Raw genomic sequence first — 26,665 nt, 5'->3', positions numbered from 1 at the left:
AGTCGGCGGCCTTAAGGGAGCCGCCATGTATCCGAGCAAGACCCCGCCAGAACGCATCGCAGATGGAATTGTCCACGCGATTGGCCTTGTTGGCCTGTTGGTGGCGGGCGTGTTCCTGCTGCGAAAGACGACGCTGCTGGACGACCAATCGGTACAAATCGCAGCTGCGATCTATGTCGTTGCCGCGCTGTTCTCGATCAGCATTTCCTTTGCCTACCACCTGTTGCCCCGCCACCATTGGCGGGCGACACTGCGCAGGTGGGACCATGCGGCCATTTACCTGGTTATTGCGGGTACGTTCAGTCCACTGCTGGTCAAGGCAGGGACCTGGACTGCGAGCATGATTCTGGCCGTAATCTGGCTCTTCGCGCTCATGGGCATGTGGTTCAAATTCTTCGCTACCGAAATCGACTCGCGCTGGTCGCTTGTTTCCTATCTCGGGCTAGGCTGGTTCGCCCTGATCGCTCTGCCGGACTTCTGGGCCGAGCTTCCGGGATTTACGACTGCAGCGATTGCCGCAGGCGGGATATTTTACACGATCGGTACGCTGTTCTACCGCAAAAAAGGACTCAGCTATCGCTACCCGATCTGGCATGCCTTCGGCACGCTCGGTGGCGGCTCGTTCTTTGCTGCGATCTGGGTGGCGATTTCCAGCTAGTCCGCCGCTTTCACGAAGCTGTCGATGACCCGCTTGAGACCGCTGGTCTCGAATTCGATCTCCAGCTTGTTGCCTTCCTGGTCCATGACGAAGCCGTAACCGAATTTGTCGTGGAACACGCGCTGACCCACGGCGATGTCGGTGCGCGGCTTGGCGGCGAAGCTGGCGGCGCTTCGCCGGCTTTCCTTCACCACGGCCTGTTTGGTGTCGTAACCGCTCGACAAGGCGCGTTGCCAGCCGGGGCCGCGGGCGTTTGAGCGATCGGGGCGTGACCCGCTGACATGGGCGAAGGGATCGTCGCTTTCGCTCCAATTGGCACGCCAGAGCGAGGCACCACCGGTCATGGTTGTTTCCTGCTCAATCTGGTCTTCGGGCAATTCCTCAATGAAACGGCTCGGGATGGAGCTGGTCCATTGGCCATAAATGCGCCGGTTGGCAGCGTGCAGGATTGTGCAGCGCCGCCGCGCACGGGTGATCGCGACATAGGCGAGGCGGCGTTCTTCCTCGAGGCTGGCCAACCCGCCTTCGTCGAGCGAACGCTGACTCGGGAATACGCCTTCCTCCCAGCCGACCAGGAAGAGGTGGTTGAACTCCAAACCTTTGGCGGCGTGGATGGTCATGATGGTGACCTTCTCGTCATCAGGGTTGGCGTCATTGTCCATCACCAGGCTGACATGCTCGAGGAAATCGCCCAGCGTCTCGTATTCTTCCATCGCGCGAGCGAGTTCGGACAGGTTTTCGAGCCGTCCTTTGGCCTCGGCCGATTTCTCGTTTTCGAGCATGGTGGTATAGCCGGTGTCGTCGAGGACCTGTCGCAGCAATTCCGACGGGGTCGTTACTTCGGCCTGTTCACGCCAATGCAGGAATTGGCCCATCAGCCCCGCAATCGTGCCCGCGGCGCGTTTGGGCAGCTCGTCACTATCTGCCAATTGCAGTGACGCAGCCGCTAGGGGCAGGCCGGTGCGCCGGGCATGCTGGTGCATCTTCTCCAACGTCTTGGCTCCAAGCCCGCGTTTGGGCTGGTTGTAGATCCGCTCAAACGCAAGGTCGTCTTGCGGCTGGGCGATGACCCGCAGATAGGCGAGCGCATCTCGGATTTCTGCGCGTTCGTAGAAGCGGAAGCCGCCGATGATCCGGTAATTGAGGCCGATCTGGATGAAGCGGTCTTCAAATTCGCGGGTCTGGTATTGCGCGCGGACGAGGATCGCAACTTCATCCAGCGGTGCGCCTTCACGCTCCAGCCGTTCGATCTCTTCGCCAACGCGCCGCGCTTCCTCGGGGCCGTCCCAAACGCCGATCACGCGAACTTTTTCGCCGCCATCAATCTCGGTCCACAGCGTTTTGCCGAGCCGCTCGCTATTGGCACCTATCAGGCCCGATGCAGCCGCGAGGATATAGGGGGTGGAGCGATAATTCTGCTCCAGCTTGATGACTTTCGCCCCCGGGAAATCCTTTTCGAACCGCAGGATATTGGCGACTTCTGCGCCGCGCCAGGAGTAGATCGACTGGTCATCATCGCCGACCACGCAGATATTCTTGCGCTCCTGCGCAAGCAGTCGCAGCCAGAGATACTGGACGGCGTTGGTGTCCTGATACTCGTCCACCAGGATATATTTGAAGCGGCGCTGGTACTCCTCCAACACACCACGTTCGCGGCGGAAAATGTTGAGCATGTGGAGCAACAAATCGCCGAAATCGCAGGCGTTGAGCGCTTTCAAACGATCCTGGTACAATGTGTAGAAGTGATTGCCTTTGCCATCGGCGTAGCTTTCGTTCTCGATTGCATCGAGATCACCGGGATTGAGCCCGCGGTTCTTCCACCGGTCAATCAGCCCGGCCAATTGCCGCGCAGGCCAGCGTTTCTCGTCCAGATCGTTCTGCTGGATCAGTTGTTTGAGCAAGCGCAACTGGTCGTCGGTGTCGATGATGGTGAAATTGCTTTGCAATCCGACAAGTTCGGCATGGCGACGCAGCATCTTGGCGCAAATCGAATGAAACGTGCCGAGCCAAGGCATACCCTCCACCGCATCGCCGATATGTTGTCCAACACGGTGCCGCATTTCACGTGCGGCCTTGTTGGTGAAGGTGACGCATAGCACCTCGCTCGGCCAGGCCTTGCGCGTTGCAATCAGATGCGCAAGCCGGGCGGTTAGTGCGGCGGTCTTGCCAGTACCCGCTCCGGCCAGCATCAGCACCGGGCCCTCAGTCGTCAACACAGCCTCACGCTGCGGCATGTTCAGCCGTTCCGCATAAGGCGGAAGGTCGGCATCTCCGGCAGCTTCGGCCAGCGGGTAGAGGGCAGGGGATGTGTCAGTCATGCGATCAGTGAACAGTTAGGGAACATCGCCATTGTCCGCAAGCGCGCTGTCTGCCATTCTACCGGATGGGTAGAGACAGGAAGAGGAGGGTAAGATGCTGACAGGAGGCTGCCATTGCGGGGCGATCCGTTACGAGATCAAGGGTGAAGTGATCAATCACTCCCTGTGCCACTGCACCGATTGCCGCCGGGCGACAGGCGCGCCGATGGTGGGCTGGGCCATGACCAGCGACGAAAACCTGACCATCACCGGCGAGCCTTCCATCTATGCTTCCTCGGAACATGGCCGACGCTATTTCTGCGTCCAGTGCGGCACCGGCTTGTTCTATTCCAATGCCGAAAATCTGCCGGGGCTGGTCGACACCCAGACTGCAACGCTAGACGAACCCGAAGCCTTGCCTGCGCAGGCCCATATCCAGACGGCGGACCGGATTGCGTGGATGAAGGATGTGCATACGCTGCCGGAATTCGAGCGCTTCCCGCCACAGGAATAGGCCGCAAGCATTTCGCCGCGTTTGCGGCACGGAAACAGGCGATTGGCCGGATTTGCGCGATGAGCGCAGGCTGGTTGGCTTGTCGGGATCATACAAGTGGACCATCACGTGACTGTCTCGAAACGAGATGGGTCGCGTTCGTCACGCACGGGAATTTTAAGGAGCATCCCATGCGTAGATTTACCCTGAATATGTGTGTTCTGACCGGTCTGGTCGTCCCTGCGTCGCTGGTGGCGCAGGATATGCCTGGAGATCCACCGGCCGGGCCCGCTAGCGAAGCAGCCGAGGGAGCAACAGGCGCGCAGCTGACGCCTGAACGGCTGGCTGCCTATGAAAGCTGGAGCGCCGAGCAGCGCACCCAGTATGACGCCTGGCCGGGCGATACCCAGGCCTATTACTGGACCTTGTCCCCGCCGCGGCAGGAAGTGTTCTGGCGCATTTCGGACAATGACAAGCTTGCCCTGACCGCGATGAGTGAACCGGATCGTGCTGCTGCGTGGGAAATGGTCGAGGAGCGCATGCTTTCCAACGACCCGCCGGTTTCGAGCGGACCTGAAGGGACGCAAGACATGGCGGCTGACGATGCGCAGTCACCACCAGATCCAACCCCGCCCTTACTCGATGACAAGGCGGAGCCGCGCGGGATCTAACCCGACGGTGGTGAAATGCGTCAGTCGGAGTCGGGGAGGTGCTTCAGCAAGGTCAGCTTGGCCTTCCCGACCCGGCGTTCGGCGAGGACATCGAAGGCTTTGACCTTGATGTCCTCCCGGGCGCCGGTCTCCAGCGCAACCCATGTTGCTTCACCGATCCAGCCCAAGCGAAGGAGCCGGTCGAGCGCCACAGCGCCAGCCCCTGTCTCGTAGGGCGGATCGAGCAGGATGAGATCATATGGTGCCTTGGCCGGGCCAAGAGCCATGACCGAACCGGCATTCAAGGTGGTGCGACGGCGGGCATCGAATGTCGCGATATTGGCGCGAATGGCGTCGAGAGCCGGTTTGTCCTGCTCGACAAAGAGGCAGTGCGCCGCGCCCCGTGACAAAGCCTCGAATCCCAATGCGCCGGATCCTGCAAACAGATCGACGACCGACAACCCTTCGAACGTGCCCAGACGGCTGGTCAGCATGGAGAACAACGTTTCACGCGTGCGGTCGGCTGTGGGGCGTGTGCTGTCGCCCTTGGGCGAGACAAGCTTCCGGCCCCGCCATTCGCCAGCGATAATTCTCATTTGCTGGGCGACTTCTTCAATGTGCTGACAAAGCGCCCCAGATCGCCCTTGCGGATTTCGACCGCTTGGCCGCGCGGCAAATCGGCCAGTTCGAACGGGCCATAGGCAGTGCGCATCAGGCGGCTAACCTCCAGCCCGAAATGTTCGAGGACTTTGCGAATCTCGCGGTTCTTGCCCTCGGTGATCGTCATCTCGATCCACTGGTTGCGGCCTGTGCGCCGTTCCATATTGGCGTCGATCCGCCCGTAGCGGATGCCGTCGATCGTGATGCCTTCGATCAGGCTTTCCAGTTGTTCCTGGGCGATCTCGCCAAAGGCGCGGGCACGATATGTGCGCGGGATGCCCGAAGACGGCAATTCCATCCGGCGTTTGAGCCCGCCATCATTGGTCAGCAGCAACAGTCCTTCGGTATTGTAGTCGAGTCGCCCGATTGGCATCACCCGCCCTGCATCCTTGGGTAGGGCGTTTTTCAGCGCATCGTAAATTGTCGGGCGCCCCTTGGGGTCGAACTCGGCCGTCAGCAGGCCGGTCGGCTTGTGAAAAGCAAACAGACGTGTCGGCTCTGCCTTACCCACCGGCTTCCCGTCCACTGTGATGCCGCGCAAGCTTTCGAGGAAGGTCGCGGGCGTTTCAACAATCTTGCCATGAAGCGCGATGCGGCCGTCGGCGATCATGCGCTCTACCTCGCGGCGGCTGGCAACGCCGGCCCGAGCGAGGAGTTTCGCGATGCGATCGCCCGGGGGCCGTTCATCGAGGGGATCATAGCTGGATGTCATGCTCGCGCCCCTACACGCCTGTTCACGCCGGTGGAAGCGCGAAGCACAAGGGCTTCCCTCGCACGTGAACCGCGCTAGTGTCGCCGCAACGGGAGTAAAGGGATCCTCTATGTCTGATGCAGCCGCAAAAAAGCCGGGTTGGCGTGCCGTTCTGGCCGCGTTGGGTCAGCGCAAGACAGCCTATATGTTGCTGTTCGGCTTTGCTGCCGGCCTGCCCTATGCCCTTGTGTTGGGCACGCTCTACGCTTGGCTTTCGGACAGTGGCGAAATCGATCTGGAGACGATGGGCGTATTCTCGCTGATCGGGCTCGCTTACGCTTTTAAGTTCCTGTGGTCGCCGGCGCTCGACCGGGTCGATATTCCGGTGCTGAGCAAGCTGGGCAAGCGCAAGCAATGGATTGTCACGGCCCAATTGGTGATCGGCGCAGCGCTGACATCGCTCAGTTTCATCGCGCCCAGCAACGAGACAATCGGCATCTTCAGTCTGCTGGCGGGCCTCGCAGCCTTTGCCAGTGCGACTCAGGACGTGGTGATCGACGCCTGGCGCGTCGATGTCGCAGACGAGGTCGCGACCATCGATATCCTCTCGACCGTCTACCAGATGGGCTATCGCATCGCGGCGCTGGTCGGTGGCGCCCTCGCGCTGTTCCTGGCTGAGCGGACCGACTGGCCGACCGTTTATCTCACCATGGGGGCATTGATGCTGGTGGTAGGATTTGCCGGCCTGTGGGCACCGGATGCCGACGCGACTGCGCTCGAGGCGACCGGCGACGAGGACAAGAACGACCCATACGGCCTGCGCAAGCCCGGCCAATTGGCGCCGCGCCTTCGGGCTTGGTCACTTGGCGCCGTGGCCTTGCTGTGGGGCTGGGCACTGGTGACCGTAGGCGTCTTCATGGTCCGCTCTCTTTCGAGCAACCCCGACACGCGTCCGGATTCGGTCGAGTTCATCTCGACCATGGGGCCACTGATCGTGGTGGCAACGGTGGTGATACCGTCGCTGATCGCGGCGTGGCTGGTGCGGCAGGAACGATCTGGCACCAACTTGCTGACCGAGGCTGCACCGGCGCAATCCAGCGCTGACAGGGCGATCGATCATCTCTACCGCGCACTGGTACTGCCGCTGACCGACCTGATCGGGCGCTTGGGCTGGGCGATGATTATCGTGATTGCGCTAGTCCTGACATATCGCATCACCGACGCGATCTGGGGCAGCTTTGCTTACCCCTTCTATCTCGGTGAACTGCAATACACGAAAGATGAGGTCGCTGTGGCGTCCAAGTTCTTCGGCGTTGGTGCGCTGTTGGTGGGTCTTGCTTTGGGCGGCTATTTGCTCACGGCCATCGGACGTATGCTGACCCTGACGCTTGGGGCATTCTTCGCGGCAGCGACCAACCTCCTCTACGCCGATCTTGCCCGCGGCGGAGCGGTTGTGCAGGCTGTGGCGGACAATAGCGGCTTTACCTGGCTTGTCTCCCAATTGGGCGGCGATCCGGCTTTGGCCAAGCTGATGATGGCCATTGCGGGCGAGAACATCGCCGTTGGTGTCGCCGGGGCAGCCTTCGTTGCGTATCTCTCCAGCATCGTGTCCAAGGGTTACAGCGCAGTGCAATATGCGCTCCTGTCATCGCTCACTCTGCTGGTCGGCACGCTGGGGCGCGGAGCACTGGGCCAGATGATCGAAGAGCAGGGCTATTTCGACGTCTTCATCCTGACGACACTGATCGGCATGGGCGCAGTGGTCCTGTGCATCATCGAGTGGATCAGGCAGGCGCGACTGGGTAAGGCCGCCGGTGTGGTAGCCCCCGAGGCCAAGGCCGAGCCAGCGGAATAATAGCGAGTGCCGACGCATATCCCGAGCTGCCCCGCGTGCGAGCATCCGGCTTCACCCAAGCTCTTGTTCTGGGGGCTTCACAAGCCGTTTGATTGCAGGGGCTGCGGCAGGCTTCTGGTCGTCCCCAAGGCGGGGACAGCCACTTTGGCGATCACTGCCTACCTCGTTTATTTCAAGTTCAAACAAGGAATGACGGGTACGCAGGAATTTGGTCTGATCCTTGCCATCAGTGCGGTCATTCTGATTCTCAGCTGGATCGCGATGCGCCCGAAGCTAGCTAAGCCGGAATCTGATGATTGAGTCTTAAGACTTCGCCAGCGAGGTAAAGCGAGCCAGCGATCAGTACCGGCAGTCCATCGTCCGGCAAAGCGGAGAGGGCGGCAGGCACATCGCTCGCCCCCTTCGTACTGGAACCGAATGCTGTCGCTGGATGGCTGGCATGGGTCGGTATGGGAACGGCGGTAAGGCTGGCTATTCTCTCCGCCATCGGATCAATCAGCGCGCGCGGGTCCTTGTTGTCGAGCATTCCAATGATCAGGTGAACACGCTGGCCGTTAAAGTGGCGCGCGATGGCTTCGCCCGCACTGCGATTATGGCCGCCGTCCAGCCAGACCTCACGCTGTTTGGCCAACGGCCCATCTGCCAGACGCTGCATTCGCGCAGGCCACTGAGCCGTGCGCATCCCCTGCGACAAAGCCTCGGGAGTTACCGGAATGCGATCTTGGTGGCGCAGCATCGCAATGGCTAGCGCTGCATTCTCCGCCTGATGCTGGCCCGCCATAGCGGGGAGTGGCAGTTCGAGCAGGCCGTTCTGATCCGAGTAATTCAGTTCGGCACCAGCACCATCCATATTCCAATTTCTTCCGCGCATTTTGAGAGTAGCGCCGCTTCGCATCACAGCGTGCTCGATCTCTCGCGTCGACCCGTCATCATAGGAAAGGGTGACCAGGGGCACACCGTCTTTCGCAATCCCCGCCTTTTCAAACGCGATCCGGCTGATCGGATCTTTGGGCACGCCCTCCTCAGGTGCGAGGAGGAACCGTTCGTGGTCGATCCCGAGCGCCGCAATCCCGCAAGCCGCCAGCACGTCTGGCTCCAGCACGTTGGTCGCATCAAAACGTCCGCCCAAACCCACTTCGACGACACAAGCATCAGCGGGCTCACGTGAAAAGGCGAGGAAGGCAGCCGCAATGGTGACTTCGAAGAAGCTGGGGTTGAGGTCTTCCCCTGCATCGAGAACCTCCGCGAGCAATGCGGCCAGCGGATCGTCTTCAATCAATCGTCCTGCCAAGCGAATCCGCTCATTATAGCGGACCAGATGCGGGCTGGTGGTGACGTGCACGCGCTTGCCATCGGCCTCCAGCATGGCGCTTAGAAAGGCACAGGTGGACCCTTTGCCATTGGTCCCGGCGACATGGAATACCGGCGGCAGCTGCGTGTGCGGATCGCCCAGCCGTAACAGCAGGGCGCGCGTGGTCTCCAACCCTAGTCGGCCATCGGGCACAGACAATTGGCCCAGCCGGTCAAGCTGGGCCTGGACCCCGGGATGATCGGAGCGGGCGAAGTCCCGCATAGAGGCGCTTACGCCGCAGCCTTGGGCTGCATGTAACCGAGCAGGGTTGCCAGTTCTTCCCGCAGCTGGTGGCGGTGGACGACGCGGTCAACCATGCCGTGCTTGTGCAGATATTCTGCGCGCTGGAAGCCTTCGGGCAATTGCTCGCGGATCGTGTCCTGGATCACCCGTTGCCCGGCAAAGCCGATCAGCGCACCAGGCTCGGCAATCTGGACATCGCCGAGCATGGCATAGCTGGCGGTCACACCGCCCGTGGTCGGATCGGTCAGCACGACGATATACGGTAGTCCTGCAGCTTTCAGGCGACGGGTCATCACCGTGGCCTTGGGCATCTGCATCAGGCTCAGGATGCCTTCCTGCATCCGTGCGCCGCCAGCAGCGGTCACCACGATATACGCGCATTTTCGGGTCAGCGCGCGTTCGGCCCCGGCGCAAAAGGCGGTGCCCACGGCCATGCCCATGCTTCCGCCCATAAAGCCGAAATCCTGCACCCCGACGACTGCGGGATGACCTTCGATCTCGCCCGATCCGACGGTGAAAGCATCAGCATGCGGGTTCTTCGCACGGGCTTGTTTGATGCGGTCGGTATATTTCTTCGAATCGCGGAATTTCAGCGGGTCTTCAGTCACTTCGGGCTGGGGCAGAACTTCAAAGCCGATGTCGAGCATCTGGCTCAGCCGCTCGTCTGCACCGATCCGGCCATGATGGTCACACCGCGGGCAAACCTGCTGGTTGTCCTCGAATTCCTTGGTGAACAGCATCTCTGCGCAAGAAGGGCACTTGACCCACAGATTGTCGGGCGTCTCACGCTTGTTGCCGAAGGGCAGCGAATTACGGACGCGGGAAATCCAGTTCATGGCAAATTTTCCTTAGCGCGCCGAATGCACGGCGCTTGCGAGGGCGGTCGTCAGCTCTTGTAGCTTGGCCGGGGCATCCTTGCCAAATTCGCCGACCAGTTCGACCAGGGCGGAGCCGACGACGACACCATCGGCGACCTTGGCGATGGCGCTCGCCTGTTCGGGTGTGCGCACACCAAACCCGACCGCTACCGGAATGTCGGTCGATTGCTTGATGCGGGCAACATTGGCTTCGATCGATTCGATAGCGGCTTGTTGCTTGCCGGTGATCCCGGCAACGGAGACATAATACAAGAACCCGTCCGAACCTTGGAGCACTTGCGGCAAACGCGCGGCATCGGTGGTGGGGGTAGCCAGCCGGATCGGGGCAATGCCCCTGGCACGCAGGGCAGGGCCAAGCGCCTCGTCTTCTTCGGGCGGGATATCGACGCAAATCACGCCATCGACGCCCGCTTTCGCGCACTCATCGGCAAACCATTCCGGCCCGCGCCGCACCATCGGGTTGGCATAGCCCATCAGGATAAGCGGCACGTCGGGGTGTCGGGTGCGGAAAGCGCTCGCATGCGCAAAAATGTCCGCCGTTGTGATGCCATCTCCAAGCGCGCGCAGATTGGCTTCCTGGATCGCGGGGCCATCGGCCATCGGATCGGTGAAAGGCATGCCCAGCTCGATCACATCCGCCCCCCCTGCGACGAGCGCGTCGAGATTGGCTGCGGTGTCGCCATCGCCTGCGGTAATGAAGCAGACGAGGGCGGGGTTCGAGAAGGCGGCACTTAGCCTGCTCACATCTTCACTCCCAGCTTCTCCGCCACGGTGAAGATATCCTTGTCGCCTCTTCCGCACAGATTCATCAGGATGATCTGGTCGTCCGGCATTTCCTTCGCGCGTTTGGCGACGGCAGCGATGGCATGGCTCGGCTCAAGCGCTGGAATGATACCCTCCGTGCGGCACAGCAGCTGGAAACCGTCCAGCGCCTCGTCGTCTGTGACGGCGGTGTATTCCACGCGGCCCGTGTCCTTGAGCCAGGCGTGTTCCGGGCCGATGCCGGGATAGTCGAGGCCGGCGCTGATCGAGTGGCCTTCGGTAATCTGGCCGTCATCGTCCTGTAGCAAGTAAGTCTTGTTGCCATGGAGCACGCCGGGTGACCCGCCGAGCAGGCTTGCCGCGTGTTCGTTGCCATCAAGGCCGTGCCCCGCCGCTTCGACGCCGAGCATCTTGACGTCCTTATCGTCAAGGAAGGGGTGAAACAGCCCGAGCGCGTTGGATCCGCCGCCGATGCAGGCTATAAGCAGGTCGGGCAGGCGTCCGACGCGATCGAGCATTTGTGCGCGCGCTTCGGTGCCGATCACGCTCTGGAAGTTGCGGACCAGTTCCGGGTAGGGGTGCGGTCCTGCCGCCGTGCCGATGATGTAAAAGGTGTCGTGGACATTCGCGACCCAGTCGCGCAGCCCTTCGTTCATCGCGTCTTTGAGAGTCGCGCCGCCGCTGGTGACGGGGACGACTTCCGCGCCGAGCAGCTTCATGCGGAACACATTGGGCGACTGCCGCTTCACATCCTCCGCGCCCATATAGATTACGCAGGGCAGGCCAAAGCGGGCGCACACGGTCGCCGTGGCAACACCATGCTGGCCTGCGCCGGTCTCGGCGATAATGCGGGTCTTGCCCATGCGGATCGCGAGCAGGATCTGCCCGATACAATTGTTGATCTTGTGCGCGCCGGTGTGATTGAGCTCGTCGCGCTTGAACCACACTTGCGCGCCACCCAGCGCTTCCGTCAGCCGTTCTGCAAAGTAGAGCGGGGAAGGGCGCCCGACATAGTGTTTCATCAGGTCGTCGAATTCGGCCTGGAACGCCGGATCGGCTTGCGCTGCGCGATATTCGCGCTCCAGATCGAGCACCAGCGGCATAAGAGTTTCGGCGACATAACGCCCACCAAAATCGCCGAAATGCCCTCGGTCATCGGGTTGCGTGCGGAAGGAATTGGGTTGGTTTGTCATACAGAGCGCGCCGCTTTGCAGAAGGCGGCGATTCTGTCCACGTCCTTGACGCCCGGCGCGCTTTCCAATCCACTCGAAGCATCGACCAGTTCGGTTCTGGTTTCGCGGATGGCTTGGGCGACATTGTCCGGCGTCAGCCCCCCGGCGAGGCCCCAGGGTGTGCGATGGTCGAAGCCGGCCAGCACGTCCCAACGGAATGTCTCGCCATTTCCTCCCGGCAGCGCCTTGGCCGGAGAATCGAACAGGATGCGGTCTACCGCACCTTCGAAACGCCGCGACTTTTCCAGGGTTGCCGCATCGCGCACACCCAGCGCTCTCCACACTTCAAGGCCGGTCTGCTTGCGCACAAGGCTCGTCCATTCTGGTGTCTCACCGCCGTGAAACTGCACGATATCCGGCTTGATCGCGCCAATAGCACGAGCGGTGTTTTCGGCTGTTTCATTGACGAGAAGCAAGACCGTTTTCACATGCTTCGGCACAGTCTGACGCAGCCGCGCAGCATCGGCGACGGAAACGAAGCGCGGGCTTTTCTGGTAATTTACCAGACCGATATGGGTTGCACCCGCATTGACGGCAGCTTCGATGGTCTCGGGAGTCGAAAGTCCGCAGATCTTGATCTTGGTCATGCAGCGGCGTTGCTAGAGATCGTCCGCCAGATCAATAGTGCGCGCAATCGCCTTGCGGCTTTCTGCCGGCGAATGGCTCATCGCGATGATCGCCGCGTCGGGGAACGCAGCGTCGAAATTGCGCACCGATTGGGCGTAGGCTTCCGGCACAGCATCGGCGAGATTGCCAAGTGTACGCGAGCTGCTCGCTTTGATCATACACCCGCCAAAGGCGATGCTCTTCGCAGGTATGCCAACCGTGATGTTGTCCGCCGTGTGCGCGCCGCCCGGATAGTAAATCTTGAGCGGAGAGAAAGACGCAGCGCCAGCACCCGTCGCCCAACCATCGCCATTGAAACGGAATGTGTTGCGGGCTGGTTCGAACCCGTTGGCGGGGCCGTCGACATTGGTCACGGGATGCGCCCAGGTCGCAATGTTGGCCTGATGCAGGGCCGCGATCCCGCCCATCTTGTCTTTGTGGGCGTGGGTCACCAACGCAGTGCTGACAGGCTTGGTGAGAACTGTCTCGGCCCAACGCAAAATCAAATCGGTTTGAGCATCGGTCCAGGCCGTATCCACCAGCAAGGTCCGGTCGCCATCGACAACCAGCAATCCGTTCGACGGCACAGGGCCGATGCCGGGAAGATCGAGGTAAGATGTGTGTTGCCACACCCCATCGGCCAGTTTGGTGAAGGAAATGTCGCCGAACCTGACAACATCGCGTTCCGCCTCCTGCACCGCGATAGGCGCGCGGATTTCGCCCGGGATGCAGGCAGTCAGAATCAGGGCCGTTGCGAGAACAGCCAATTTCCGGATCACAAAGTTGCCTCGATGTCGCGCGCGGCCTGCACCGGGTCGGCAGCCTTGCTGATCGGACGCCCGATCACCAGCACGCTGGCGCCATCGTCGCGGGCCTGACGGGGCGTCACGACCCGCTTTTGATCCCCGGTTGCGCTGCCGGCTGGACGCAGCCCGGGGACTACGAAGAAACCCTTCTTCCATTGTTTGTGGACAGCACCGACTTCGTGGCCAGAGCAGACGATCCCGTCGAGCCCGGCGCTATCGGCCAGTTCGGCCAGTCGCATGACCTGATCGTGCGAGCTGCCGCCGATCCCGGTCTGGGTCATGTCGCGTTCGTCGAGGCTGGTCAGCATGGTCACGCCCACGACCTTGGTTCCCTCGGCGGCCGCCGCCTTGGCATCTTCCATCATCGCGCGCCCACCGCCGGCATGGACCGTCACAATGGCGGGCTCCAACACATGGATCGCCTGCATTGCGCCCGCGACGGTGTTTGGAATGTCATGCAACTTCAGGTCGAGAAAAATGGGCAGGCCGCAATGGGCGATCTCGTGGACCCCGTGATGGCCATGGGCGTAGAAGAATTCCATGCCCAGCTTTACGCCGCCAATATGGGCTTTGACCTTGTTGACCAGTTCCTTGGCCGCGTCGAGCCGGGGGAGGTCAAGCGCAAGGAAAACCGGATTGCTCACGGTGCCTTGCTCTCTGGCTTGAGATCTTCGCTCTCGTCCTGGGGTAGTGCTGGCGAACCGGACTCGGGAGATGGAGCTGGCGCGGGTTTGGGCGTGTCTGTTGCTGCAGGAGCGGGGGTCGGTTTGGCCGAAACCGGCGGCGCGATATTGGTTCGCGCAGCGTTCTCCAGCGAGGCAACCTTGCGTGACAAGGTCCAGCGAACGCCGCGATGATAGATCCACATCGGAACGAGGCCGAGCAGGAACGATACGATCACCAGCGCCGGCACCTTGGTTTCGATGAGAAGGTTTTCCCAAATCATCACTTCGACCGGGTTCCAGTTGAACCAGGAAAACAGCAGCAGTGCGAAAAGGATCAGGACCCAGACGGCGGTACGGACGATCTGCAAGGTTAAACCTCCTTTTTGCAGTTGATGCTAGGCCGCGATGCAGCCTGCGTCTAGGTGCGGGTGCCGTCGCTAGTGACCTAGCCGAACACGCGCTGGAAAATTGTATCGACCTGCTTGAAGTGATATTCGAGGTCGAAACGTTCTTCCAACTCGCTTTCGGAAAGGGCTGCGGTCACTTCTTCATCCTGCTTCAGCAGGTCGAGCAGCATCAGCTTGCCGTCCGATTCCCACACCTTCATCGCATTGCGTTGAACCAGGCGATAAGCATCCTCGCGACTGACGCCGTTCTGGGTCAGCGCCAGCAAGACCCGCTGCGAATGGATCAGGCCGCCCATGCGATCCATGTTGGCCTGCATGCGTTCCGGATAGACCAGCAGCTTGTCCACGACACCTGTTAGCCGGGCAAGGGCGAAATCGAGCGTGATGCAGGCGTCGGGCCCTATAAAACGCTCTACCGAACTGTGCGAGATATCGCGTTCATGCCACAGTGCGACATTCTCCAGCGCGGGCATCGCATAGGCGCGGATCATGCGGGCCTGGCCGGTCAGGTTCTCTGTCAGGATCGGATTGCGCTTATGCGGCATCGCGCTCGAGCCTTTCTGGCCGGGCGAGAAATACTCCTCGGCTTCGAGGACTTCAGTGCGCTGCAAGTGGCGAATCTCGATCGCCAGGCGCTCGATCGATCCAGCAATGACGGCGAGGGTGGAGAAATACATTGCGTGGCGATCGCGCGGGATGACCTGCGTGCTCACCGGTTCGGCCGTAAGGCCAAGCTTTTCTGCGACATGTTCTTCCACCGACGGATCGATATTGGCGAACGTGCCGACCGCGCCGGAGATGGCACAGGTGGCAATTTCCTCGCGAGCAGCCAGCAAGCGCGTCTTGCAGCGATCAAATTCGGCATAAGCCTGTGCCAGTTTGAGGCCGAAGGTCACCGGTTCCGCATGGATACCATGGCTGCGACCGATAGTAGGGGTGTACTTGTGCTCCTCGGCCCGGCGCTTGATCGCGGCCAGCAACGCGTCGAGGTCTTCGAGCAGGATATCAGTCGAGCGCGCAAGCTGCACCGCCAGCGTCGTATCCAGCACATCGCTGCTGGTCATGCCCTGGTGCATGAAGCGGGCTTCGTCGCCTACGTTCTCCGCCACCCAGGTCAGGAAAGCGATGACGTCGTGCTTGGTGACAGCCTCGATCGCGTCGATCGCGGCTACGTCGATTTTCGGATCGGTTGCCCACCAATCCCACAGCGCCTTCGCCGCGCTTTCAGGGACGACGCCGAGCTCGACCAGTTTTTCCGTCGCATGCGCCTCGATCTCGAACCAGATGCGGTATTTTGCCTCTGGCTCCCAAAGGGCAGTCATGTCTGGGCGAGAATAGCGGGGGACCATGGGGTCTACTCCGGATGTGTGAGGTTGAAACTGTTGCGCGGCGGCTAAGCGGGCGGGCGGGTGAGATCAAGCCCCCTGGATCAGTCCCCCTAGATCAATCCCTTCGCCCGTAGAGACACATGGCCTTCGCGCCCGACGATTACATGATCGTGGACAGTAATCCCCAGCAATCGTCCGGCTTCGGCGATACGGCTGGTAATCTGGATGTCAGCTCGGCTCGGTTCCGGGTTGCCGCTGGGGTGGTTGTGAACAAGGATCAGGGCCGTTGCGCCGATATCGAGCCCCCGCTTGATCACCTCGCGTGGGTGGATCGCAGCTTCGTCGATCGAGCCATCGCCGACATGATGATCCTGAATCAACCGGTTCTGCGCATTGAGATAGAGCACACGGACGCGCTCTACCGTCAAATGCGCCATGTCCACCGTCAAGTAATCGAGCAGGGCCTGCCAACTGCCAAGCACAGGCTTCTGCTGCACTTCGTTGCGGGCCATCCGGCGTGCAGCGGTCGATACCGCCTTGAGCGCCGCAGCGCTGGCTTTGCCCATACCTTTGACTTCGGCCAGAGCGCCCGGCTCTGCATTCAGGACCCCGGCAAGCGATCCGAACCTCGCGATCAATGCCTTGGCAACCGGCTTGGTATCGCCCTGGCGAAAGGCTGCAAACAGCAGGTATTCCAGAACTTCATAATCGGCGAGAGCCTCTGCTCCGCCGTTGAGAAGACGCTCGCGCAACCGCGTGCGATGGCCGGTGCCACCATGGGGCGCCTGCTTGGCGTGCTTTTCCTGGTCAGCTTCGGGCAAGTTGGCTCCCACTAGACGCATTGCTTTGATTGCATTGCCTTTGGCGGGCGAAACGCGCAAGTGGACAGCAATGGCAGAGGGCGAGGAAACACTGGTCGCGGCAGCCCGGACGCACCGCAGCGCCACGCAGGTTGCACTGCGCGGCGTGCTGGTGCTGTTTGCCGTGCTGCTGGTGGGCTTGGCGATTGTCTGGTTCTCGCGCGAAGAGATTGCCGAGAACGTGATCGCCGAACAGATCGAAGCAAATGATCTGCCGGCCACTTACGATATTGAATCGATCGGGCCGTCCCAGCAGGTTTTGTCCAATGTCGTAATCGGCGATGCCGCTGCACCTGATCTGACGATCGATCGGGTCAGCGTGAACCTCGATTTCCAGTTTGGTTTTCCGTCAGTGGGCAGGATCGAGTTGATCAATCCACGGCTGTTCGGCCGGATTTCTCCGGATGGGGTAAGTTTCGGCTCGCTGGATAAGGTGCTGTTTGCCGAAAGTGACGACCCGCCGGCTCTGCCGGCATTCGACATCAAACTGGTCGACGGGCGTGCGCGGATCGAGTCACCGTGGGGCACCATCGGAGTAAAGGCCAATGGCGAAGGTCGGCTCGACGATGGTTTCACGGGGACTCTGGCAGCCATTGCACCCCAGTTCGCATTCGAAGGCTGCAACGCCGATCGCATCACGTTGTTCGGGAAAGTTGCGGTTGCCGATGGCGCCCCTTCATTCTCCGGGCCTGCTCGCATGTCGCAGCTGGCTTGCGAAGAGCTCGGTGTTGATGCGGGGCAGACAGATCTCTCGCTCGCGCTGGTCGGCGACCCGACGCTCGACGGTTTCGATGCGGAGATTGAGGGCGGGGTAAACGCGCTCGCTGCTGCGGGTTTGGCTGTTGGGGACAGTGCAGTCGATGCGCGCCTGACCTTGCGTGATGGGCGGATCGTTTCGCGTTACGACATCGCCATGAATCGCGTTGCCGCTGAGGCCGTTGCGCTGTCTCAGGTCAATGCGAGCGGAACAATGCGCTCGGATGCAGGCTTTGCGCAAATACAGTCCGATCTCGAACTGCGCGGCGAGGACATCGCGCTCAGCGACCAGTTCGGCTCGGCATTGGCGAGCGCACAACAATCCGCTTCCGGATCGCTGATAGAGCCTCTTCTTGCGCGATTGCGACGGGCTATCAATCAGGGCGTGGAGGGCGGGGGCATTTCTGCCGACCTGACATTGAGGCGCATGGATGGCGCCATGACGGCGGTGGCGCCCAGGATCGCCTTGCGCAGTCAGGATGGCACCACATTGGCCGCGCTCTCCCGCGTCCAGGCGCGGTTTGACGGCGGGTCCACCCCGCGCATTGCTGGCAATATCCGTATTGGCGGCGCAGGCTTGCCGCAAATCTCTGGCCGGATGGAGCGTGGCGCCAACGGACAATCGCAATTCCGCCTGCGCATGGCCCCTTACGAGGCGCAGGGAAGCAGGCTGGCGATTCCCGACTTGCGGGTGGCGCAGTTGCGGGACGGGTCCTTTACGGTCGATGGCACGATGCTTGCCGACGGGCCCTTGCCAGGCGGCGAGGCACGCGGACTGTCACTGCCGATTACAGGAACTATCGCGGCATCAGGTGATGTGCGCATGTGGAACCAGTGCACTCCGATCGCATTCCGTACGCTCTCTTACGCCGAACTCACGCTCGAGAACCAAGAACTGACCCTGTGCCCGGCCAACGGAGCGCCCATCCTGCGTTATGACCGCCGTGGTCTGGCTCTTGCAGCCGGAGTTCCGGGGCTGGCCTTGACGGGTTCGCTCGCGGGGACGCCGGTGCAATTGTCGAGCGGACCGGTCGGTTTTGCATGGCCGGGCCAATTGATCGCACGCGAGCTTGATCTGGTGCTCGGCCCCCAGGACAATGCCGCCCGTTTCAAGGTTACGAATCTCGACGCCGATCTGGGGAGCGAGATTGCCGGCACCATCGCCGATGCGGATATCCGGCTGGACGCTGTCCCGCTCGATATTCTTCAGGCCAACGGGCGGTGGAGTTACATTGATGGCGTCCTGCAGTTGGATGAGGGCGCCTTCATCGTGGAAGACCGGGCCGAAGAAGACTTGTTCAACCCGTTGCATGGGCGCGATGCGACCTTGCGTCTCGAAAATAGCCGGATCAGTGCACAAGCCTTGCTGCGTGAGCCCTCGAGCGATCGGCCCATTGTGGACCTCACATTGCGGCACAATCTTTCCGGCGGCGTTGGATCTGCTGATCTCAACGTTGCTGGCGTGCGATTCGATGAAGCGCTGCAACCGGTCGACCTTTCTGATCTCGCGATAGGTGTGATCGCTTTGGCCGACGGTGTTGTTACTGGCACCGGCAGGATCGACTGGAACGATCAGGACATTACAAGCTCTGGTCAGTTCAGCACGAAGAACTTTGATTTCGCCGCAGCTTTCGGACCGGTCGAGGGCGCATCGGGTACAATCAACTTCACCGATCTTCTCACCCTCACGACTGCGCCCGATCAGCGGCTTTTCGTCAAGTCGATCAATCCCGGCATCGAAGTGAATGACGGTGTCATCCGGTTCGCATTGCGGGACGGGCAGATCCTCGACGTTGCGGGGGGCGAGTGGCCTTGGCTTGGCGGCAGACTGACGATGCGGCCCGTGCTGTTGAATTTCTCCAGACCGGAAACGCGACGCTATGCGTTTGAGGTCGAGGGGGTCGAAGCAGCGCTGTTCATAGAACGGCTGGAACTGGCCAATCTCAGCGCCCGCGGGACATTCGACGGGACCATCTCGGTCGTGTTCGATGAGGTTGGCAATGGTTTTATCGAAGACGGGCTCCTGCTTTCGCGCGCACCCGGCGGGAACCTCTCTTATGTAGGCGAGCTGACTTACGAAGACATGGGGGCGATCGCCAATTTCGCATTCAATTCCTTGCGGTCGCTTGATTACCGCCAGATGCGCATCGGCGTCGATGGCCCATTGACCGGCGAAATCGTGACTCGCGTGACATTCGAAGGTGTAAGCCAGGGCGAGGGGGCAAGCCGCAATTTCGTAACCCGCCGGTTGGGCAAGCTGCCGATCCGGTTCAACGTCAACATCCGCGCCCCGTTCTACCAATTGTTGACCAATGTGCGGTCGATCTACGATCCCGCCTTTGTTCGGGACCCGCGCGAAGTCGGCCTGCTGACCGACGACGGCACAGAATTCCGGCAGCCTGATGTTAGCGCTGCCCAACCACCCATTCAGGACCCCGAAAGCGAGGATAGGCCATGAAGACATGCAATTTGACGCTCTCTGCCTGCGCTGCAATGAAACGCAACATGAAGAGGCAGAAGCGCGTCTGGAGTATGGCGCCGGTCGTCGGGCTGGTCACGCTGGGTGGGTGCATCAATATCAATGCGCCCGAGGAAGCCATCGTGATCGAGCTCAACATCAATATCCGGCAGGAAGTGATTTACCGGCTCGCGGCCGATGTTGAGGATAACATCGACGAGAACCCGGATATCTTTTGAGGATGGGAATGATGACGATTTCAAACTTTGGCAAGGCAGCCATTGCTGCAACTCTTGGACTGGCGCTTGCAGTGCCAGCCTCGGCCTATTTCCAGCGTGATCCCGCCTATGCAGCTGCGCGCGCCAGCGGGCAGGTGGGCGAGAAAATGGACGGGTATCTGGGCACGGTGGGCAGCCAGTCGTCTGCAACGCAGGCTCTGGTCCGCGACCTGAACATCAAACGCCGGGCGAATTACACCCAGCGGGCGCAAGCGCAGAATGCGACTCTGGAAGAATATGCCTTCACCCAGGGATGCGTTTTGATCGCCCGGACCGTGCCGGGCGAGCGTTACCAGGCGCCCGACGGCTCTTGGGCAACCCGTACCAGTGCACCGCCGCAGCGTGACCCTCGCTGCCCGTAGAGTTTTCGGGCAGATAGGCCCGGGTTCGGCGAAGCACCTTGCAGTGCACAATTTTTCTCAACCGGACGTGCGGAATCCCGTGCTGTCCGGTTGACTTGCATATGCCCCCCTTCTAAGGGGGCGGCGCCCTTGGCGGGCAGGAGTTGCCCGTGCTGCGCAGACCTTCACAAAGGAGCAAAGCATGAGCGATGAAAAGCCCGCACGGGAACCCATTGCCGAGGATGCGCGAATTGACGCGCTCGAAGAGCGGCTGAAAGCCGCACGCGAGCGTGAAGAGGAACGCAACCAGCCGCAAGCGGGCACCGGAGTTGATGCGAATTATCGCAGCGGCAACCGGGTCCTGGCGGATTTACTCGGTGGGATCCTGGGTGGTGTCGTTATCGGTTGGGCAGTCGATGCCCTGACGGGAACGTCTCCATGGGGCCTGTTGGTCGGATTGTTCCTCGGGATAATCGTGGCTTTCAGGAATATTTTCCGGATGGCGAATGCGCCGACCGAGACGCCTTCCGACGAAGGTTGACCGGGAAACGCATTTACAAACGAACAGGGAATTCACGTGGCCGCCGAAGAAGGCAAAGTCGACCCGATGCACCAGTTTCACATCGAACCGATTCTCGGTTCGGAAACGTGGGAAATCGCCGGCTACAACATCGCTTTTACCAACAGCTCGATGTGGATGCTTATTACCACCATCGTGCTGACTGTGTTCGTCTGGGGCGGCATGAAGCGCGAGCTCGTGCCCGGCCGCTGGCAGATGATGGTGGAGAGCTTCACCGGCTTTATCGACGACATGCTGGAGGCGAATATCGGCAAGGAAGGGCGCAAGTATGTGCCCTATATCTTCTCGCTGTTCATGTTCATCCTGTTCGCCAACCTGCTGGGCCTGTTGCCGCTCGGCATTGTCGGTGTCCATCCGTTCACATTTACCAGCCACTTCACCGTGACCGGCGTCCTCGCGATTATCAGTTTCGCGATTGTGCTGATTGTCGGTTTCTGGAAGCACGGTTTCCACTTTTTCAGCCTGTTCGTGCCCAGCGGTACCCCGTTGCCGATGATCCCGATCATCTTCCCGATTGAGCTGATCTCGTTCCTGGTGCGCCCGTTCAGCCTCGCGCTGCGACTGTTTGTGGCCATGATGGCAGGCCACGTCCTGCTCAAGGTTCTGTCCAGCTTCGTGATTGACGGCACCAATGCCGGGCCGGCTTTCGCTGCCCTGGTCGGTGTTCCCAGCTTCATCCTGATGATCGGCATCAGCGCGCTGGAAATCCTCGTTGCCGGCATCCAGGCCTATGTTTTTGCATTGTTGACGTCGCTGTATATCAACGACGCCGAGAATCTTCACTAAGTTACTGATCAACAAACAAGACTTTACGTAAGGAGTTATTACAATGGACGCAGAAGCAGCAAAGCTCGTTGGTGCGGGTCTCGCAGCTATCGGTGCCGGCATGGCCGCTATCGGTGTGGGTAACGTGTTCGGTTCTTTCCTCGAGAGCGCATTGCGCAACCCGGGCGCAGCAGACGGCCAGCAGGGTCGCCTGTTCATCGGCTTCGCCGCTGCCGAGCTTCTCGGCCTGCTGGCATTCGTTGTTGCGATGATCCTGATCTTCGTCGCCTAACGACACTTCGTTTTCTGACCGGGTCGGGACTCTGCGTTCCGGCCCGTCGGGAACCTTCTTTCTGACTGACTTTCCGGGACCGGATTCATGCCCCAGATAGCCCAGCTCGCAGAGACCTATTCCAGCCAGATCTTCTGGCTGCTGGTCTTTTTCGGGTTCACATTCTTCATTGTCGGCCGCGGCATGGTTCCGCGCGTAATGGAGACGGTCGGGCAGCGCGACCAGCAGATCAGTGATGATCTCGCTGCTGCGCAGGCTGCGCGCGACAAGGCCGATGCCGAGGAAGAAGCCTGGCGGACCCGCGAGAACGAAAACCGCGCTGCTGCGCAGGCGATCGTTGCCGAGGCGAAGGCCGATGCGGCTGACAAGTCGGAAAAGAAGATCGCTTCGGCGCAGAAGCGTCTCGACAAGAAATTGGCAGAGGCCGAGGAACGCATTGCGACTTCACGCGCCGAAGCCATGGCCGAAGTCGAGGGCGTTGCTGCCGAAGCGGCGCAGGATATCGTCCAGCGCCTGGCCGGTGTGAAGGTAACTAAGCCGTCTGCCGCCAAGGCTGTGAAGGAGGCAATGGCCCGTGTCTAACGCACCTGAAGTCTTCACCACGACGGACATTCCTGAATCGCTCGGCCCGAGTCTGTGGGGGCTTGAGCCTTATCAGATCGTGTCGATCTCGATGGTCGTGCTGATTGCGATCTTCGTGTGGAAGAAGGTTCCCGGAATGATCACCGGCGGGCTGGATGCCAAGATCGCATCGATCCGCGAACAACTGGACGAAGCGAAGAAATTGCGGGCCGAAGCCGAAGCGCTTCGTGACGAGTATTCGACCAAGATCGCCAATGCGGAAAAAGACGCAGAAGCAATGATCGAGAATGCCAGGCACGAAGCCGAAGCGCTGGTCGAGAAGGCCGAAGCGGACAGCAAGGCTCTGATCGAGCGCCGCAAGCGCATGGCCGAAGACAAGATCGCCGCTGCCGAACGCGATGCGATCGACGAAGTGCGGGCTACTGCCGCGAGGGCTGCGGCCACTGCCAGTCGCAAGCTGATCGCCGAGAAGCACGACGCCAGCGCAGACATCTCTCTGACAGACAAGGTGATTGCCGGCATCTGAGCCGCGTATTGAGGTCTTCTGGATAAGGGCGGCCAGTGTGCCGCCCTTTTTCGTTCCGGGCGATCAATTGGCCAAGGCCTGGCGACTCAAGGTTGCAGGATGATCTTGCCGATCAGATCGCCCCTTTGCATGGCCGCGAAGGCATCGCGCCATTGCGCCAATGGCAAGGTGGCGTCGACATACGGTGTGATCGCACCGCTTACTGCCAGCTTATGGATTTCGCCCATGATCCGGGCACCGCGATCAGGAAAGCGGCGCGCATATTCCCCGGCTCTTACGCCGACCACGGAGAAGCCCTTGATCAGCGGTATATTTACGGAAATCTCGGGAATGCGCCCGGCAACAAAGCCCACCACCAGTAACTTGCCGCCAAAAGCGACACAGCGCGTGCTCTCATCGAAAATATCACCGCCGACGGTGTCGAACACGAGATCGCACAGCTTCCCGTCTGTCAGCTCGCTTACGCGTTCGCGGAAACGGCCGTGGTTCAGGATCACCGCGTCAGCGCCCGAAGCTGCCTGCAGGCGCTCAATCTTGTCCTCGCGATGAGTCGCAGCAATGACCTTAGCGCCCAGAGCTTTTGCAAGGTCGCATGCAGCCAGGCCGACGCCCCCGCTGGCACCATGGACCAGCACCCATTGCCCGGCTTCCAGGCCGCCCAGTTCGAACAGACCGGTATAGGCGGTGCTGTAGGCAGCTCCCATGGCCGCAGCAGCTGGAAAAGATATGCCCTCGGGCACTTTGCGCAGGGATCGCGCAGGGACGCTCGCGAACTCGGCAAATCCGCCCGTCTTGGCACCCCCCATGACCCGGTCTCCAGTGGCGAAAGGGCCGTCGTGATCCGCTGCGATGACCTCCCCGGCCAATTCCATGCCGGAGGTGAAGGGAGGTTCGGGTTTGAATTGGTACTTGCCCTGCGTCATCAACAGGTCGGGATAGTTGAGCGAAGCGGCCTGAATTCGCACCAGCACCTCGCCCGGGCCGCGCTCGGGTCGCGGCAGGTCGGTGAGGAGTACACCGGAAAAATCGTCCGACAAGGTCTCGACGCGTAGAGCCTGCATGCGGATCAGAAACTGTCCTTGGCGGCCCTCAGGGCGGCAAAGGTCTCGTGTGGTTCTGAACCGCCCCAACGGGCCGCTAACGCAGCATCGTCGGCGCGCAGGAAGGGGTTGGTCGCCAGTTCCCGCTCCAACTGAGTCGGCACGGTCGGTTCGTTGCGTGATCTCTTGGCCTCGATCTCGGCAACATAATTGGCCAGCGCGCTGTTCTCCGGGTCCGCATGCGAGGCAAACTTCGCGTTGGCCGCCGTGTATTCATGGGCGCAATAGAGCATTGTTTCCGGGGGCAGGGCCTTGATCCGCTCCAGACTTTTCCAGAACTGCGCAGGCTCGCCCTCGAACATTCGCCCGCAACCCAGTGCAAAGACAGAATCGCCGACAAAGGCGACGCCAGCTTCGGGAATGTAAAAAGCGATGTGGCCATTGGTGTGGCCGCTGACATCGATCACCTGAGCATTGAAACCGCCCAGCGAAACGGTGTCGCCATGCGCGACGAGAGTGTCGATGGGGGAGAGCTTTTCCACCTCCTGCGGGGCCACGATGGTGCAGCCGGTGGTCTGTTTGATATCCTCGTTTCCACCCGCGTGATCGGGATGCCAATGCGTGTTCCAGATCTGGGTGATGGCCCAACCACGCTTCTCCGCCTCGGCAAGATAGACCTTCGCTTCCGGCGTATCGATTGCGGCAGTCTCACCACTGTCGGGATCGTGGATGAGGAAGCCGTAATTGTCGGACAGGCAGGGGAACTGATGGATCTGAAGCATTTGCCAAGCCTACCGTTTCCTGCAGACGTAGGAAAGGCCCGCCTGCTCGATAGCAGACGGGCCTTTCCGAAACCGCCGATGCGGGTCTTGCTTAGTCGTCGGACTTCTTGAGCGCTTCGCCCAGAATGTCGCCGAGCGATGCGCCGCTGTCGGAAGAACCGAACTGTGCCACAGCTTCCTTTTCTTCCGAGATCTGGCGTGCCTTGATCGAAAAGTTCGGCTTCTTCGAACGGTCAAAGCCTGTGATCATGGCATCGACCTTGCTGCCGGTCTGGAAACGATCGGGACGCTGTTCGTCGCGGTCACGACCCAGATCCGAACGCTTGATGAAGCCGGTCGCGCCGTCGTCGCCAACCTGTACTTCGAGGCCGCCATCGCGGACTTCGAGGACGGTAACGGTGACAGTCTGGCCCTTGCGCAATGCGCTGGTGTCGGCACCATCGGCGCTCGGAGCACCCTTTTCGAGCTGCTTCATGCCGAGGCTGATGCGCTCCTTGTCGGTGTCGACATCGAGAACGATCGCCTTGACCTCTTCACCCTTGCGGTGAAGCGCCAGGGCGTCTTCGCCCGAGATGCCCCAGGCAATGTCGGACATATGGACCATGCCGTCGACGTCGCCATCGAGACCGATGAACAGGCCGAATTCGGTGGCGTTCTTGACTTCGCCAGCGACTTCGGTGCCGATCGGGTGCTTCTCGGCGAACTCTTCCCACGGATTGCGCTGGGCCTGCTTGAGGCCGAGCGAAATGCGCCGCTTCTCGGAGTCGACTTCGAGCACCATGACTTCGACTTCCTGCGAGGTCGAAACGATCTTGCCCGGGTGGACGTTCTTCTTGGTCCAGCTCATTTCGGAAACGTGGACCAGGCCTTCGATGCCAGCTTCCAGTTCCACGAACGCACCATATTCGGTGATGTTGGTGACCTGTCCGGTCAGCTTCATGCCGACCGGGTACTTGGCAGCCACGCCATCCCATGGATCGCTTTCGAGCTGCTTCATGCCCAGCGAGATGCGCTGCGTTTCGGCATTGATGCGCACGATCTGAACGGTCACGGTCTGGCCGATCTCGATCACTTCGCTCGGGTGGTTGACGCGCTTGTAGCTCATGTCTGTGACGTGGAGCAGGCCGTCGATTCCGCCCAGATCAACGAACGCACCGTAATCGGTGATGTTCTTGACCACACCGTCGGTGATCTGGCCTTCGGCCAGGCCTTCGATCAGCTCGCTGCGCTGTTCGGCGCGGGTTTCTTCGAGGACAGCACGGCGCGAAACGACGATATTGCCGCGGCGACGGTCCATCTTGAGGATCTGGAACGGCTGCGGCTGGTCCATGAGCGGAGCGACATCGCGTACGGGACGGATATCGACCTGTGAACCGGGCAGGAAGGCCACAGCGCCGTCGAGGTCGACGGTGAAACCGCCTTTGACGCGCCCGAAGATACGGCCTTCGACGCGCTTGCCTTCGCCGAATTCGCTTTCCAGCTTGTCCCAAGCCGCTTCGCGGCGGGCGCGGTCGCGGCTGAGCATTGCTTCACCGTCGGCATTTTCGACGCGGTCGACATACACTTCGACCTCGGAGCCGACTTCGAGTCCGTGCTCGCCATCAACGCGCGAGAATTCCTTGAGATCGACGCGGCCTTCGCTCTTGAGGCCCACATCGATGATCGCCATGCCTGCTTCGATGGCGGTTACGGTGCCTTTGACAACGCGGCCTTCAAAGCCTTCATTGCCGGCGCCGCCGAGTTGTTCGTTGAGAAGCGCTTCGAAATCGTCGCGCGTAGGATTGGCAGAAGTCGCCATAGGGTTGGTATTCCTGTTCACTTTT

General features: G+C 60.8%; 29 protein-coding genes. 13 read left to right on the top strand and 16 right to left on the bottom strand.

Annotated elements, in window-relative coordinates; genetic code table 11:
• Positions 1-25: 25 nt before the first annotated feature.
• A complete protein-coding gene (trhA, locus tag ABD653_RS04010; RefSeq protein ID WP_160779974.1) occupies positions 26-658 on the top strand; it encodes a PAQR family membrane homeostasis protein TrhA in 633 nt (210 codons plus the stop codon).
• Here trhA and ABD653_RS04005 read toward each other — a convergent pair.
• Positions 655-2,976 carry an ATP-dependent helicase gene (locus tag ABD653_RS04005; RefSeq protein ID WP_160779973.1) on the bottom strand — a complete coding sequence of 774 codons (2,322 nt, stop codon included), beginning with the start codon at positions 2,974-2,976 and terminating at the stop codon, positions 655-657. The two genes, trhA and ABD653_RS04005, sit on opposite strands and share 4 nt — an antisense overlap.
• Before the next feature lie 94 nt (positions 2,977-3,070).
• Here ABD653_RS04005 and ABD653_RS04000 point away from each other — a divergent pair, with 94 nt between their 5' ends.
• Positions 3,071-3,469, top strand: coding sequence for a GFA family protein (locus ABD653_RS04000; protein ID WP_160779972.1), 399 nt, complete (start codon positions 3,071-3,073; stop codon positions 3,467-3,469).
• A gap of 170 nt (positions 3,470-3,639) precedes the next feature.
• A complete protein-coding gene (locus ABD653_RS03995; protein ID WP_160779971.1) occupies positions 3,640-4,119 on the top strand; it encodes a hypothetical protein in 480 nt (159 codons plus the stop codon).
• A 20-nt stretch (positions 4,120-4,139) separates the two neighbouring features.
• On the opposite strand, the gene rsmD is transcribed toward ABD653_RS03995, so the two are convergent.
• Entirely contained in the window at positions 4,140-4,694 is a 555-nt protein-coding gene (rsmD, locus tag ABD653_RS03990) for a 16S rRNA (guanine(966)-N(2))-methyltransferase RsmD (protein ID WP_160779970.1), read from the bottom strand.
• A complete protein-coding gene (locus ABD653_RS03985; protein ID WP_160779969.1) occupies positions 4,691-5,470 on the bottom strand; it encodes a pseudouridine synthase in 780 nt (259 codons plus the stop codon). Before ABD653_RS03985 ends, rsmD begins: the two co-directional genes overlap by 4 nt.
• Before the next feature lie 109 nt (positions 5,471-5,579).
• Here ABD653_RS03985 and ABD653_RS03980 point away from each other — a divergent pair, with 109 nt between their 5' ends.
• The gene (locus tag ABD653_RS03980) at positions 5,580-7,304 is read left to right on the top strand and encodes an AmpG family muropeptide MFS transporter (protein WP_160779968.1); all 1,725 of its coding nucleotides are present in this window, start codon (positions 5,580-5,582) and stop codon (positions 7,302-7,304) included.
• 6 nt (positions 7,305-7,310) lie between these two features.
• On the top strand, positions 7,311-7,604 hold the full coding sequence (locus ABD653_RS03975) for a hypothetical protein (RefSeq protein ID WP_160779967.1): 294 nt from the start codon (positions 7,311-7,313) through the stop codon (positions 7,602-7,604).
• On the opposite strand, the gene ABD653_RS03970 is transcribed toward ABD653_RS03975, so the two are convergent.
• From ABD653_RS03970 to radC, 10 genes are all read right to left on the bottom strand, one after another.
• Positions 7,582-8,877, bottom strand: coding sequence for a bifunctional folylpolyglutamate synthase/dihydrofolate synthase (locus ABD653_RS03970; RefSeq protein WP_160779966.1), 1,296 nt, complete (start codon positions 8,875-8,877; stop codon positions 7,582-7,584). The two genes, ABD653_RS03975 and ABD653_RS03970, sit on opposite strands and share 23 nt — an antisense overlap.
• An 8-nt stretch (positions 8,878-8,885) precedes the next feature.
• The gene (gene accD, locus ABD653_RS03965) at positions 8,886-9,734 is read right to left on the bottom strand and encodes an acetyl-CoA carboxylase, carboxyltransferase subunit beta (protein ID WP_160779965.1); all 849 of its coding nucleotides are present in this window, start codon (positions 9,732-9,734) and stop codon (positions 8,886-8,888) included.
• A 12-nt stretch (positions 9,735-9,746) separates the two neighbouring features.
• Positions 9,747-10,520, bottom strand: coding sequence for a tryptophan synthase subunit alpha (trpA, locus tag ABD653_RS03960; RefSeq protein ID WP_160779964.1), 774 nt, complete (start codon positions 10,518-10,520; stop codon positions 9,747-9,749).
• Entirely contained in the window at positions 10,517-11,731 is a 1,215-nt protein-coding gene (gene trpB / locus ABD653_RS03955; RefSeq protein WP_160779963.1) for a tryptophan synthase subunit beta, read from the bottom strand. Before trpB ends, trpA begins: the two co-directional genes overlap by 4 nt.
• Complete coding sequence (locus tag ABD653_RS03950; protein ID WP_160779962.1) at positions 11,728-12,357, bottom strand: phosphoribosylanthranilate isomerase; 630 nt, start codon at positions 12,355-12,357, stop codon at positions 11,728-11,730. Before ABD653_RS03950 ends, trpB begins: the two co-directional genes overlap by 4 nt.
• 12 nt (positions 12,358-12,369) lie before the next feature.
• A complete protein-coding gene (gene bla, locus ABD653_RS03945; protein ID WP_160779961.1) occupies positions 12,370-13,155 on the bottom strand; it encodes a subclass B1 metallo-beta-lactamase in 786 nt (261 codons plus the stop codon).
• Positions 13,152-13,826, bottom strand: coding sequence for an orotidine-5'-phosphate decarboxylase (pyrF, locus tag ABD653_RS03940; protein ID WP_160779960.1), 675 nt, complete (start codon positions 13,824-13,826; stop codon positions 13,152-13,154). Before pyrF ends, bla begins: the two co-directional genes overlap by 4 nt.
• Positions 13,823-14,215, bottom strand: coding sequence for a hypothetical protein (locus ABD653_RS03935; RefSeq protein WP_160779959.1), 393 nt, complete (start codon positions 14,213-14,215; stop codon positions 13,823-13,825). The genes pyrF and ABD653_RS03935 overlap by 4 nt, the downstream gene beginning before the upstream one ends.
• A gap of 77 nt (positions 14,216-14,292) precedes the next feature.
• Positions 14,293-15,603, bottom strand: coding sequence for an adenylosuccinate lyase (purB, locus tag ABD653_RS03930; protein WP_160779958.1), 1,311 nt, complete (start codon positions 15,601-15,603; stop codon positions 14,293-14,295).
• Between the two features lie 89 nt (positions 15,604-15,692).
• Positions 15,693-16,403: a RadC family protein gene (gene radC, locus ABD653_RS03925; protein ID WP_160779957.1), complete on the bottom strand. Its 711-nt coding sequence runs from the start codon at positions 16,401-16,403 to the stop codon at positions 15,693-15,695.
• 70 nt (positions 16,404-16,473) lie between these two features.
• On the opposite strand from radC, the gene ABD653_RS03920 reads away from it, so the two are divergent.
• The 8 genes from ABD653_RS03920 (at position 16,474) to ABD653_RS03885 (ending at position 23,020) form a co-directional block, all read left to right on the top strand.
• The gene (locus ABD653_RS03920; protein WP_344705280.1) at positions 16,474-19,656 is read left to right on the top strand and encodes an intermembrane phospholipid transport protein YdbH family protein; all 3,183 of its coding nucleotides are present in this window, start codon (positions 16,474-16,476) and stop codon (positions 19,654-19,656) included.
• A 47-nt stretch (positions 19,657-19,703) separates the two neighbouring features.
• Positions 19,704-19,895: a YnbE family lipoprotein gene (locus tag ABD653_RS03915; RefSeq protein ID WP_160779955.1), complete on the top strand. Its 192-nt coding sequence runs from the start codon at positions 19,704-19,706 to the stop codon at positions 19,893-19,895.
• 11 nt (positions 19,896-19,906) lie between these two features.
• Positions 19,907-20,296, top strand: a complete 390-nt coding sequence (locus ABD653_RS03910; protein WP_160780484.1) for a YdbL family probable chaperone protein — start codon at positions 19,907-19,909, stop codon at positions 20,294-20,296.
• Between the two features lie 181 nt (positions 20,297-20,477).
• Positions 20,478-20,816 (top strand): AtpZ/AtpI family protein, encoded by a 339-nt coding sequence (locus tag ABD653_RS03905; RefSeq protein ID WP_160779954.1) that lies wholly within the window; start codon positions 20,478-20,480, stop codon positions 20,814-20,816.
• A gap of 66 nt (positions 20,817-20,882) precedes the next feature.
• Entirely contained in the window at positions 20,883-21,641 is a 759-nt protein-coding gene (locus tag ABD653_RS03900) for a F0F1 ATP synthase subunit A (protein WP_160780483.1), read from the top strand.
• Between the two features lie 43 nt (positions 21,642-21,684).
• Positions 21,685-21,912 carry a F0F1 ATP synthase subunit C gene (locus ABD653_RS03895; protein ID WP_011414432.1) on the top strand — a complete coding sequence of 76 codons (228 nt, stop codon included), beginning with the start codon at positions 21,685-21,687 and terminating at the stop codon, positions 21,910-21,912.
• Positions 21,913-21,999: 87 nt separating this feature from the next.
• Entirely contained in the window at positions 22,000-22,494 is a 495-nt protein-coding gene (locus ABD653_RS03890) for a F0F1 ATP synthase subunit B family protein (protein ID WP_160779953.1), read from the top strand.
• The gene (locus ABD653_RS03885; RefSeq protein WP_407672775.1) at positions 22,487-23,020 is read left to right on the top strand and encodes a F0F1 ATP synthase subunit B family protein; all 534 of its coding nucleotides are present in this window, start codon (positions 22,487-22,489) and stop codon (positions 23,018-23,020) included. Before ABD653_RS03890 ends, ABD653_RS03885 begins: the two co-directional genes overlap by 8 nt.
• A gap of 86 nt (positions 23,021-23,106) precedes the next feature.
• Here the strand turns inward: ABD653_RS03885 and ABD653_RS03880 are convergent, their stop codons facing one another.
• The 3 genes from ABD653_RS03880 to rpsA all read right to left on the bottom strand — a co-directional run bounded on the left by ABD653_RS03880 (position 23,107) and on the right by rpsA (position 26,640).
• Positions 23,107-24,081, bottom strand: coding sequence for an NADPH:quinone oxidoreductase family protein (locus ABD653_RS03880; protein WP_160779952.1), 975 nt, complete (start codon positions 24,079-24,081; stop codon positions 23,107-23,109).
• Positions 24,082-24,086: 5 nt separating this feature from the next.
• Positions 24,087-24,842, bottom strand: coding sequence for a hydroxyacylglutathione hydrolase (gene gloB, locus ABD653_RS03875; RefSeq protein ID WP_160779951.1), 756 nt, complete (start codon positions 24,840-24,842; stop codon positions 24,087-24,089).
• Positions 24,843-24,933: 91 nt separating this feature from the next.
• The gene (rpsA, locus tag ABD653_RS03870; RefSeq protein ID WP_160779950.1) at positions 24,934-26,640 is read right to left on the bottom strand and encodes a 30S ribosomal protein S1; all 1,707 of its coding nucleotides are present in this window, start codon (positions 26,638-26,640) and stop codon (positions 24,934-24,936) included.
• Between the last annotated feature and the right edge of the window lie 25 nt (positions 26,641-26,665).

Origin of the sequence: Parerythrobacter jejuensis (genome assembly GCF_039536765.1) — a bacterium.
Taxonomy (GTDB): domain Bacteria; phylum Pseudomonadota; class Alphaproteobacteria; order Sphingomonadales; family Sphingomonadaceae; genus Parerythrobacter; species Parerythrobacter jejuensis.
Note: the sequence above shows the minus strand (reverse complement) of the source record. Positions and strands in the feature narration are given on the sequence as shown.